General features: G+C 64.1%; 11 protein-coding genes. 1 reads left to right on the top strand and 10 read right to left on the bottom strand.

The annotated features are described in order from the left end of the window. Positions 1-239 precede the first annotated feature (239 nt). The 10 genes from phoB to OZ411_RS41670 all read right to left on the bottom strand — a co-directional run bounded on the left by phoB (position 240) and on the right by OZ411_RS41670 (position 10,187). Positions 240-947, bottom strand: a complete 708-nt coding sequence (gene phoB, locus OZ411_RS41625; protein ID WP_028163454.1) for a phosphate regulon transcriptional regulator PhoB — start codon at positions 945-947, stop codon at positions 240-242. Positions 948-1,065: 118 nt separating this feature from the next. After that, entirely contained in the window at positions 1,066-1,782 is a 717-nt protein-coding gene (gene phoU / locus OZ411_RS41630; RefSeq protein ID WP_282532599.1) for a phosphate signaling complex protein PhoU, read from the bottom strand. 11 nt (positions 1,783-1,793) lie between these two features. Further along, entirely contained in the window at positions 1,794-2,615 is an 822-nt protein-coding gene (gene pstB, locus OZ411_RS41635; protein WP_282532600.1) for a phosphate ABC transporter ATP-binding protein PstB, read from the bottom strand. Continuing rightward, entirely contained in the window at positions 2,612-3,457 is an 846-nt protein-coding gene (pstA, locus tag OZ411_RS41640; protein WP_130583021.1) for a phosphate ABC transporter permease PstA, read from the bottom strand. The genes pstB and pstA overlap by 4 nt, the downstream gene beginning before the upstream one ends. A 3-nt stretch (positions 3,458-3,460) precedes the next feature. Then, entirely contained in the window at positions 3,461-4,450 is a 990-nt protein-coding gene (pstC, locus tag OZ411_RS41645; RefSeq protein ID WP_282532601.1) for a phosphate ABC transporter permease subunit PstC, read from the bottom strand. A 193-nt stretch (positions 4,451-4,643) separates the two neighbouring features. Next, positions 4,644-5,654, bottom strand: coding sequence for a phosphate ABC transporter substrate-binding protein PstS (pstS, locus tag OZ411_RS41650; protein ID WP_130583019.1), 1,011 nt, complete (start codon positions 5,652-5,654; stop codon positions 4,644-4,646). 143 nt (positions 5,655-5,797) lie between these two features. Further along, complete coding sequence (locus OZ411_RS41655) at positions 5,798-7,096, bottom strand: ATP-binding protein (RefSeq protein WP_282532602.1); 1,299 nt, start codon at positions 7,094-7,096, stop codon at positions 5,798-5,800. A 32-nt stretch (positions 7,097-7,128) separates the two neighbouring features. Further along, positions 7,129-8,184 carry a lysylphosphatidylglycerol synthase domain-containing protein gene (locus OZ411_RS41660; protein ID WP_130580564.1) on the bottom strand — a complete coding sequence of 352 codons (1,056 nt, stop codon included), beginning with the start codon at positions 8,182-8,184 and terminating at the stop codon, positions 7,129-7,131. Between the two features lie 312 nt (positions 8,185-8,496). After that, positions 8,497-8,793, bottom strand: coding sequence for a hypothetical protein (locus tag OZ411_RS41665; protein WP_282532603.1), 297 nt, complete (start codon positions 8,791-8,793; stop codon positions 8,497-8,499). Then, positions 8,793-10,187 carry an OmpA family protein gene (locus OZ411_RS41670; protein WP_282532604.1) on the bottom strand — a complete coding sequence of 465 codons (1,395 nt, stop codon included), beginning with the start codon at positions 10,185-10,187 and terminating at the stop codon, positions 8,793-8,795. The genes OZ411_RS41665 and OZ411_RS41670 overlap by 1 nt, the downstream gene beginning before the upstream one ends. Positions 10,188-10,355: 168 nt before the next feature. On the opposite strand from OZ411_RS41670, the gene OZ411_RS41675 reads away from it, so the two are divergent. Continuing rightward, complete coding sequence (locus OZ411_RS41675; protein ID WP_282532605.1) at positions 10,356-11,417, top strand: polysaccharide deacetylase family protein; 1,062 nt, start codon at positions 10,356-10,358, stop codon at positions 11,415-11,417. The last annotated feature ends 82 nt before the right edge of the window (positions 11,418-11,499 follow it).

Consider the following 11,499-nt stretch of genomic DNA (forward strand, 5'->3'; position numbering starts at 1 on the left):
CTATGATTCGGCATAACCGAATCGTACACGCATCGGCCTATCAGCCAAGATTCTTGCCCAGTCTCTTCGCTGCACCCGGGCTACGAGACCAAAGACCGTCGCGGTCAGCGCATTCAACAAACAGCATTAGAAGCGTAGCCCGGGTGAAGCGCAGCGCAACCCGGGAAGGCTGTATCGGCAGGTCCGATTTTCCCGGGTTACGCTTCGCTGCACCCGGGCTACGGATTGAGGTCGCCGAGTTACGACTGCTCGGCCTTCGCGAAGCGATCGTCCAGCGCGTAGCCCGCGCCACGGACGGTGCGGATCGGGTCCTGCTCGCGGCCGGGATTGAGCAATTTGCGCAGGCGGCCGATGTGGACGTCGACGGTGCGCTCGTCGATATAGATGTCGCGCCCCCAGACGCTGTCGAGCAACTGCTCGCGGCTGAACACGCGGCCGGGATGCTCCAGGAAGAACTCCAGCAGGCGATATTCGGTCGGGCCGAGATCGATCGGACGGCCCGAGCGCGCGACACGACGCTTCTCGCGGTCGAGCTCGATGTCGCCATAGGTGAGCACGGTGGCGAGCCGCTCCGGACTTGCCCGACGCAACAGGCCCTTCACCCGCGCCAGCAGTTCAGGCACCGAGAACGGCTTGACGATGTAGTCGTCGGCGCCGGTCGCCAGTCCCCTCACGCGCTCGCTTTCCTCGCCGCGTGCGGTCAGCATGATGATCGGGAGCTGCTTGGTCTCCGGCCGCGCCCGTAGACGGCGGCACAGCTCGATGCCGGAGAGCCCCGGCAGCATCCAGTCGAGCACGACAAGGTCGGGAATGCGTTCCTTGAGCCTTGTGTCCGCATCATCTCCACGGGCGACCGTTTCGACATCATAGCCTTCTGCATCGAGATTGTAGCGCAACAGCGTCGTCAGCGCTTCTTCGTCTTCGACCACCAGAATGCGTGCGCTCATCGGCTTGGCTTCTCCTATAGCGGGATGACTCTCTGCCTGAATCGTCATCCCACTCTTCCTTTGATGTTTTGAGCAGGATCTTCTTCGGAAAACCGGCTTCGACTTTCCTGGATGTGCTCTAGTTGCCCGGAACGGTCGTGGCGAACGTCGTCATATCCCCCTTCGGCCGCTTGTCGGTCATCTGCTGACCCTCGATCATGTAGAACACCGTCTCCGCGATGTTGGTGGCGTGGTCGCCGATCCGCTCGATGTTCTTGGCGCAGAACATCAGGTGGATGCAGAACGAGATGTTGCGCGGATCTTCCATCATGTAGGTGAGGAGCTCCCGGAACAGCGAGGTGCAGATCGCGTCCACCTCCTCGTCGCTCTTCCAGACGTTCATCGCGGCCGGCAGATCGTGCGCGGCATAAGCGTCGAGCACGGACTTGACCTGCGACAGCACAAGGTCGGTCATGTGCTCCAGGCCGCGGATCAGCTTCAGCGGCTGGAAGTCGTTCTCCAGCGCGGCGACGCGCTTGCCCATGTTCTTGGCGAGGTCGCCGATCCGCTCGAGGTCGGTCGCCACCCGCATCGCGCCGACGATCTCGCGCAGGTCGACGGCCATCGGCTGGCGGCGGGCGATCGTCAGCACGGCGCGCTCTTCGATCATGCGCTGCAGGCTGTCGATCTCGATGTCGGAAGCGACGACACGCTTGCCGAGCGCAATGTCGCGGCGGATCAGCGCATCGACGGATTCGGTGATCATCCGTTCGACCAGCCCGCCCATCTCCGCGACCAGACGGGTCAGTTCCTGAAGATCGCTGTCGAACGCCTTGGCGGTATGTTCAGAAGCCATGATGTCCCTCCTCAACCGAACCGGCCGGTGATGTAGTCCTGGGTGCGACGATCGCTCGGCGAGGTGAAGATCTTGCTGGTGTCGTCGAACTCGATCAGTTCGCCCAGATACATGAACGCGGTCTTGTCGGAGACGCGCGCCGCCTGCTGCATGTTATGCGTGACGATCGCGATCGTGTAGTCTTCCGACAGCTCCTGGATCAGTTCCTCGACCTTGGCGGTCGAGATCGGATCGAGCGCCGAGCAGGGCTCGTCGAACAGGATCACTTCGGGCCGCACCGCAACCGTGCGAGCGATGCACAGACGCTGCTGCTGGCCGCCGGAGAGGCTCAGGCCGGAGGCGTTGAGCTTGTCCTTGACCTCGTTCCACAGCGCGCCGCCGCGCAGCGCTTTCTCGACTCGGCCGTCCATTTCGGATTTCGAGATCTTCTCGTAAAGGCGGATGCCGAAGGCGATGTTCTCATAGATCGTCATCGGGAACGGCGTCGGCTTCTGGAACACCATTCCGATCCGTGCCCGCAGCAGGTTGAGATCGAGCTTGGGGTCGAGAATGTTGGTCTGGTCCAGCATCAGTTGGCCGGTGGCGCGCTGGCCGGGATAGAGGTCGTACATCCGGTTGAAGATCCGCAGCAGCGTTGACTTGCCGCAACCGGAAGGACCGATGAAGGCGGTGACGCGGTTGGTGCCGAGCGCCAGGTTGATGTTCTTCAGCGCGTGGTGCTCGCCGTAATAGAAGTTGAGGCTGCGTGCCGTCACCTTCGGCGGCGCTTCCGGCAGCGATTTCTGGGGAATGGCCGCGCTCGGGCTGGTCGTCGATACGGTCATATCGGTCATTTTGCGCTCCTTTCGGCGCCGAGGATGCGCGCGCCGATGTTGAGCGCGAGCACGGTCAAGGTGATGAGCAGGGCCCCGCTCCAGGCGAGCTCTTTCCAATAGGCGTAGGGGCTCTGCACGAAGTTGTTGATCGTCACCGGCAGGTTCGCCATCGTCTTGGTCAGGTTCAGGCTGAAGAACTGATTGGACAGCGCGGTGAACAGCAGCGGCGCGGTCTCACCGGCGACGCGGGCGGTCGCCAGCAGCACGCCGGTGATCAGGCCGGAGCGCGCCGCACGATAGGCGATCCGCTTGATCACCAGCGAGCGCGGAAGGCCAAGCGCGGAGGCCGCCTCCCGCAGCGGGTTAGGGACGAGCAGCAGCATGTCCTCGGTGGTGCGCAGCACGACGGGGATGACGATCACCGCCAGCGCCAGACAGCCGGCCAGCGCGGAGAAGCCGCCCATCGGCACGACGACCGCGCCATAGATGAACAGGCCGATGATGATCGACGGCGCGCTCAAGAGGATGTCGTTGATGAAGCGGATCACCGAAGTGAGCCGGTCATGCTTGCCGTATTCGGCGAGATAGGTGCCTGCAAACAGGCCGAGCGGCGCGCCGATGCCGACACCGATCACGGTCATGATCACCGAGCCGACGATCGCGTTCAGGAGACCGCCATCGGTGGAGCCGGGCGGCGGCGTGTTCTTGGTGAAGACATCGAGGCTGAGGCCGGCGAGGCCGTTGTAGAACAGCGTGAACAGGATCAGCGCCAGCCAAGTCACCCCAAACGCGGCAGCGGCGATGCAAAGCCCGCGGATGATGATGTCGTTGCGACGGCGGGACCTGTAAATCGGATTCATGGCTCAGTTCCCCGCCTTCTTTTCCAGACGCATCAGCATCAGTCGCGCACAGGCGAGAACAATGAACGTCAGCACGAACAGCAACAGGCCGAGCAGGATCAGACCCGATTGGTGCAATCCGTCACTCTCGGCGAATTCGCTGGCGATCGCCGCCGAGATCGTCGTGCCCGGCGCGAAGATCGAGGAGGAGATGCGGAACGAGTTGCCGATGATGAAGGTCACGGCCATGGTCTCGCCGAGTGCGCGGCCGAGGGCCAGCATGATGCCGCCGATCACGCCGACGCGGGTATAGGGGATCACGACGTTGCGGACGACTTCCCAGGTGGTGCAGCCGACCCCGTAGGCCGCCTCCTTCAGGACCGGCGGCACTGTCTTGAACACGTCGACCGAGATCGCCGTGATGAAGGGCAGCACCATGATCGCCAGGATCAGCGCGGCGTTGAACAGGCTGAGATAGGACGGCGGGCCGCCGAACACCGCGCCCAGCAGCGGCACGCCGTCGAACAGGCGGATCATGAACGGCTGGAAGGTGTTGGCGAGGAACGGGCCGAGCACGAAGAAGCCCCACATGCCGTAGATGATCGAGGGGATGCCGGCCAGGAGCTCAATCGCGATGCCGATCGGGCGGCGCAGCCATTGCGGGCAAAGCTCGGTGAGGAAGATCGCGATGCCGATGCCGACGGGAATGGCGATCATCATCGCGATGATAGAGGTGATGAGCGTGCCATAGATCGGCCCGAGCGCACCGAGCACCGGCGGATCGGCCGACGGCGCCCAGCGCTGCGTCGACAGGAAGGCGAAGCCGTATTCCTTCATCGCCGGCCAGGCGCCGGCAATCAGCGAAAGAATGATGCCGCCAAGGATCAGGAGCACCGAAATCGCGCAGGCTCGGGTGATCCAGTAGAAGGTGATGTCACCGAGTTTGAAGGCGCTGAGGGCCTTGGCACGATCGTAAGGTCCGGAGGCTGCCATTACGTCGCTTTGAACGGCCATGTCTGCCACGCCAATCCCCTGTGTTGACTGATACAATAGAAGGGTCGCTTCTTGTCGAGCGATCTTGCCGACGAGTTTATCCGGCGCCGCTTCTGGGTCCGAGGACCAGACCCGGAACCCCTTGGGATTCCGGGATCACTTGCTGCACTCGCGCCCCGGAAGATGACGGGGCGCGAGGCTCTCGATGCGAGGCTCAGCTCTTGATGTCCGAGGCCCAGGTCTTTTCGATCAGCTTGACGACCGCTTCCGGCATCGGAATGTAGTCGAGCTCCTCGGCGGCCTTGCCGCCCTTCTCGAACGACCACTTGAAGAACTTGATGGCTTCGCCCGAAGCCGCCTTATCCGTCGGCTCCTTGTGCATCAGGATGAAGGTCGCCGCGGTGATCGGCCAGGACGCATCGCCCGGCTGGTCGGTCAGGATCACGTAGTAGCCCGGAGCCTTGGCCCAGTCCGCGTTGGAAGCAGCAGCCTGGAACGCAGCAATGGTCGGCTGCACGGTCTTGCCCGCCTTGTTGACCATCGCGGCATAGGTCAGCTTGTTCTGCTTGGCGTAGGCGTATTCGACGTAGCCGATGGCGTTCTTGGTCTGGCTGATGTTGCCGGCAACACCCTCGTTGCCCTTGGCGCCAACGCCAACCGGCCACTCGACCGCAGTGCCCGAGCCGACCTTGGACTTCCAGTCGGCGTTCGACTTGGAGAGGAAGTCGGTGAAGTTGAAGGTGGTGCCCGAACCGTCGGAACGGCGCACGACAGTGATGGCGTCAGAGGGCAGCTTCAGCTTCGGATTGAGCTTGGCAATCGCCGCATCGTCCCACTTGGTGATCTTGCCGAGATAGATGTTGCCGATCACTTCGCCCGACAGCACGAGCTCGCCCGGCTTGATGCCTTCGAGGTTCACGACCGGCACGATCGCGCCCATCACCATCGGCCACTGGACGAGTCCGTCCTTCTCGAGCTGCTCGGCCTTCAGCGGCGCATCGGTGGCACCGAAGGTCACAGTCTTGGCCTGGATCTGCTTGATGCCGGCGCCCGAGCCGATCGACTGATAATTCAGCCCGTTGCCCGTTTCCTTCTTATAGGCGTCCGCCCATTTGGAATAGATCGGGAACGGAAATGTCGCGCCCGCGCCAGTGATATCGGCCGCGAAGGCCGACGTCGAAACGGCCACCAAGCCGGCAGCGACGATTGTCCTAAAGAAATTCATGGGGTGGTCTCCAATCCTGTGAGCGAAGCGCCGGATGCGCCCGATCGCGCTCACGCCGGTCCGTTTAGGAGCGGTCGATGCTCGTTTTACGAAGGTTGGGTGACAGTTGGATGACACATTCAAGCAATTGAAATTGCTTGATTTTATGCCGCTGCGGCGGTCTTCACCTGGGGAAAACAGGCGGTAAAAGTAGCGCCGTTTTTCGGCACGCTTTCGATCAAGAGACGGCCGCGATGACGGTTAAGAATATGTTTCACCAAGGATAATCCGAGCCCGGTTCCGCCCTGGAGGCGGCTGTCGCCGACGTCGACCCGGTAGAAGCGCTCGGTCAGCCGCGGCAGGTGTTCCGGGGCGATGCCGGGACCGAAATCCCGCACCAGGACCCGGATCTCCGGGGCGCCCTCGCCGGAGGCGGCCTCCTTGAGCGAGACGATCACCCTGCCGCCGGAGGCGCCGTATTTCAGGGCGTTCTCGATCAGGTTTTCGAACAGCCGCAACAGCTCCTCGCGGTCGCCCGCGATCATGACCGGCGTCTCGGGAAGCTGGATCTCGATCACGACCTGCCGCTCGCGCGCCAGCGGCTCCAGGCCGTCGGCGACCTGGCGGATGATCGGGATCAGGTCGACGCAGGTGTCGGGGCGGACATGGGCCGAGAGCTCGACCCGCGACAGCGACAACAGATCGTCGATCAGCCGCGCCATCCGGGTGGCCTGGGTGTGCATGATGCCGAGGAAGCGCTCCCGCGCCCGCGGATCGTCCCTGGCCGGTCCCTGCAGGGTGTCGATGAAGCCCGACAGCGCCGCGAGCGGCGTCCGCAATTCGTGGCTGGCATTGGCGACGAAGTCGGCGCGCATTTCCTCGACCCGGCGCAGCGGCGTCAGGTCGTGGAAGGTCATCAGCATGCACTTGTCGGTGCCGCCGAACAGGGTCGGCACCGGCACCGGCGTGATCACCAATTCCATCCAGCGATCGACCGGGACATGATCGAGATAGGTGGCGCGGCGCGGCTCGGTGGTGGCGATCGCCTCGCGCAGCGCGGTGATGATCTCCGGTGAGCGCAACGCGAACTGGGCCAACTCGTTCTTGCGCAGCGCCGGCGCCAACTGGGCCGCCGCGGCATTGAGATGGATGACGCGCCCGGCGCGGTCGAGCAGCACCGCCGGGTCCGGCATGCCGGCGACGACGGCGGCAACCGCCCCGTTCTCGACCGGGTTGACGCTGCGGGTATCCTCGCGGGAGGCCGCCACGTCGTGCAGGCGCCAGGGCACCAGCGCCGCGGCGGCGATGCAGAGGAACACCGCAAAAGCGCGGATCAGCGAGAGCTCATCGAGCGCGACCAGCACGCTGAGCGCCAGCCCCGCCGCAAGCAGGACAATAGCCGAGTGCCGCAGCCGGTCGGGCCACGGCGAAAAGAAGGAGGAAGAGGATTCGTGAAGGGCCATTGAGCCGGCTTCTTCCTGTTCAGGCGGCGGCGTCAGGCGCTGGTGTCTCCGCGCTCGCGGACATAAACGGCCTCATGCCGCGGTTTGGCGTCGGAGCCAGCTCCCAAATGGCGCAGGCGCTTGATTCGCGCTCCGAGGATAAGCTCCCGAAACGTCAGCAAGATTACAGATATGACAAAAGGTGAAATATAGTAGAGCATCCGGAACAAAAGCATCCCGCCGAGCAGGTCCTCGCGGTCCATCTGCCAGAGGCCGACCAGCATGGCGGCGTCGAACACGCCGAGGCCGCCCGGCGAGTGGCTGGCAAAGCCCAGTAGCGTCGCCGAGACGAAGATGACGGCCACCACGACAAAGCCGAGATTGGGCTCGTCCGGCACCAGCACGTACATCGCCAGGGCGCAGAACCCGAGGTCGATGATGCCGATGCAGATCTGCAAGAGTGTCAGCGGCCCGCCCGGCAGCGTCACCGTCCAGGGCCCGCGCCCGACCACCCGCGGCTGGGTCCAGACCCAGACCACATAGGCCACCAGCGCGACGATGATCGTGAATGCCGCGACCCGATTGAGCCAGGGCGGAAGCTGATCGATCGAAGCGGCGGCCTCCGGATGATAGGCAATCCCGATGCCGAGCACGGCGGCATTGCCGAGCCAGAAGGTCAGCCCGGCCAGGAAGCAGATCTTGGCGACGTCGATCGCGTTCAGCCCCCAGGCCGAATAGATGCGGTAGCGCACCGCCCCGCCGGTGAAGACGCTGGCGCCGACATTGTGCCCGATCGAATAGGAGGTGAAGGCGGCGAGCGCATTGATGCGGTAGGGAATGTGGCTGTGGCCGATCGCACGCACCGCGAACAGGTCGTAGAAGGTCAGCGTGAAATAGCCGGCCGCCACGAACAGCGCCGCGAGGGCGATCTGGCGCGGCTCGGTGCTTTTGATGGCCTCGAGCACCTCGTTGGTGTCGATGCCGCGCAGCATGTGATAGAGCACGTAGCACGCGATCGCGATGACCGTGATACTGATCGCAACGCCCAATTTGTGCAGGACCTGCTTCTGGCGCAGAAACGCGATCGCCCTGCGGATTGCTTCCAGCATCTAGACCTCGAATTGCGATCCCGCGACGACGGCTACCGGGCGAACCCCGCCGACGCTCCGCTGTTCCCTCCCGCCTGTCGTAGCGCGTTTCGGGTCGAAGTGGAATTCGTCTGGCGACGATAAAACGCGCATCTTCAACACATTAGGGGGAGTTCATGACAGCAGGTGCACAGTTTTGCTGCATTCTCGCCGATCCGACAAGGAGTTGACACGCAGGCGCGGGCCGTGGCCAGCCCACCACCGATGCGACCGAACGTCCCGGCAGCAGCCATCGGGAGCACGAAACCCGCCTGGCAGCCGCAACTCGCCACCTCATCTGGCCGGCTGGCTGCGCGACACCACCCAGTCACGCAGCCACGATCCCACCAGGCATCCGGCGAGATAGAGCGCGAACATGATCAGGAACAGGTCGAGCCAATAGCCGAAGCGGCCGGGAACGATGTGGCCGAGCGCAAGGGCGATCAGGATCGCCGCAAGCAGCGCCAGCCATCGCGCCAGCTTTCGTGACACCCCTTCCCCGCGCTGCACCACCGATATCCAGCCCATCGCAAGGCCGATCAACAGCGCCGCAAGCAGCCAACCCCAGAAGAACGTCGCCAGATAGGCCATCACTTCACCACGAAATCGATGCGGCGGTTCTGCGCCTTGCCTTCTTCGCTGTCGTTGCCGGCAAGCGGCTGCGTGGCGCCATAGCCGACCGCCTGGAAGCGCGTCGCCGGCAGGCCCGCTTTGACCAGATAGTCCATCACCGCCTCGGCGCGCCGTTCGGAGAGCGCCTGGTTGGCGCTCTCGTCGCCGTCGCTGTCGGTGTGGCCGGCGATCTCGATCGTGGCATTCGGGCAGCGCAGCGCGGTCTCGGTCAGGCGATCGAGCAGGCCGACGGAATCCGCGGAGATATCGGCCTTGCCCGATTCAAAGCGGATCCTCGCCTTCGACAGCAGCTCGGTGAAGAGCTGCTGGCACACGGTCGCATCCACCGGGGAGGCCGCCGGCTTCACCGAAATATCGGCCTTGTATTGCCAACCTTGCGGAAAATCCCGGCCGAGGCCGGCGCGAATCTGGTTGGCGGCGGCATCATAGAAGGCGTCGCCCGACAGCTTGACTTCGCGATCGGTCACCACGAGCGTGCCGGTCGACAGCCGCGATAAAGCGCCGAGCGCCGGCACCACGGCGTTGGCAAAGCCGGAAGGAGCGCCCACGCTGGCCTTGAGGTTGTCGACGACCTTCTCCGAGAAGAACTTGCGTCCGGCGGCCGCGACGAGCCCGGCGTGAGCGTTGTTGTCGGGCACATTGCCGGTGAGCGTCAGCGTCACCGCGACCGGATCCTTGTAGGCCTGGAAGATGTAGGGCGGCGCCTTGATGTCATTGGCTGCGACCGAGTAGCCCTCGGGCAGATTCCGCAACGCCGCCGCGATCGCCTCGCGCCCGCCGAGCTCGCGCGCCATGCCGGACAGGTTGACCTTGGTATCGGTCAGCGTGATCTTGCCATCCTTCAACTTGCCGATCTGGTCGAGCAGCAGCAGCGCCGCGCTGTCGAAGCGCGGCGGCGCGCCGCGGGCGAGCGACATCTGGTCGGCGACTTCGACACCGCCAAGCGTATTGCGGGCCGCTTCGAGCAGCTTGCCCTTGCTCGACGGTAACGGCGCACTGCCGGTGAGCGTCACCCGGACGACATCGCGCTCGGCCGACCAGACAAATGGCTTTGCTTCGGGAACGAGCCGCGTCCCGTCATTGACGAGGCGCACGCCGGGCACCGCCTCGACGGAGGCTACCGCGCTCTGACGGCCCTCCTCCGAGAACGCCTCGGCGGCAAAAGTCACGTCCCGCCCGGCGACCGCGATCCTGCGCTTGTCAAGGATGGTGTCCTTGAGCGCGGCGTTTGATCGCGCGGCGAGATCAGCCTCCACGGTTGCGGTCGAGGTCCAGGCCGCGATACCCCAACAGATGACCAGCGGAATCACGCCCGGCCACCACTTGCGACTCCACTTGAAAAGTTCGTGCATTCGGGGTCCTGGCTCCGGAACCAGAGAGAAAACAAACCCTTGGCTGACTGTCAAACCCGAAATACCGCGTCTGGCAAAGAGCCGCGTATAACCGGGCCGGCTAACCGTTTGTTCAGCGGTGGTTCGCTAATTTCGCTCCGTAATGCAACCGGCCGGCCGATTTCCCGGATGAAAAAACAGCTCAGAAAAACCGTTATCCGCGCCGGGCTCGAAGCGCTGTATTTCTCGGGAGCCCATTTCCTGCTGCGACCAATCTTCGCAGGCGTCGGGGCGGTCTTCATGCTGCACCATGTCCGGCCACGCCGCAACGATGAGTTCCAGCCGAACCATCATCTCGAGGTTGAACCGGAGTTCCTGCGCGCGATGCTGGAACATCTGCGCTCGCTCGACATCGACATCGTCACCATGGACGAGATGCACCGGCGGATGACCGAGCGTGATTTCGCGCGGCGCTTTGCCTGCTTCACCTTCGACGACGGCTATCGCGACAACCGCGACCATGCACTGCCCGTCATGCGCGAGTTCGACGCGCCGTTCATTGTCTATGCCGCCAGCGATTTCGCGGAAGGGACCGGCCGGCTGTGGTGGATCGCGCTGGAGCAGGTGATCGCCAAGGCGGCCGCGATCGAGGCGCCGATCGGCGGAACGATGACGCCGATCGATACCTCGACGCCGGAGGCAAAACACACAGCTTTCGAGCAGTTGCACGACTGGTTGCGGAGCTTGCCGGGCGAGCAGGATGTCCAGCGCGAGGTTTCGGCGCTGTGCGCGCGCCATGATGTCGACGAGATGACGATCGCGCGCAAGTTCTGCATGTCCTGGGGCGAACTGAAGGAGTTCGCCAACGATCCGCTGGTAACAATCGGCGCGCACACCATCACCCATTGCAATCTCGCCCGGCAGTCCGAGGAAGTTGCGGCGTTCGAGATGACCGCCAGCCGGGAGCGGATCGAAGCGGCGCTGGCGCGGCCGGTGCTGCATTTCGCCTATCCCTATGGCGACAAGATCGCCGCCGGCCAACGCGAATTCGCCCTTGCCAACGCCGCCGGCTTCAAGACCGCAGTGACGACGCGGCCGGGCATGATCTTCCCGGAAAGCGCCGATCACCTGACCGCCCTGCAACGCGTCTCGCTGAACGGCAATTACCAGGACGCGCGCATCATCCCCGTCCTCACCTCCGGCGCCGCCACCGCCGTCTGGAACGGCTTCCGCCGCATCGACGCGGCGTAGCTCCGCCTGCTGTCGTCCCGGGCTTGACCCGGGACCCATATGTGGACGGCCCCCGTGGCACAAGAGCTTTTGAGGTGATCGG

This window comes from Bradyrhizobium sp. Arg237L (assembly GCF_029990105.1).
In the GTDB taxonomy this organism is placed as follows: Bacteria; Pseudomonadota; Alphaproteobacteria; order Rhizobiales; family Xanthobacteraceae; genus Bradyrhizobium.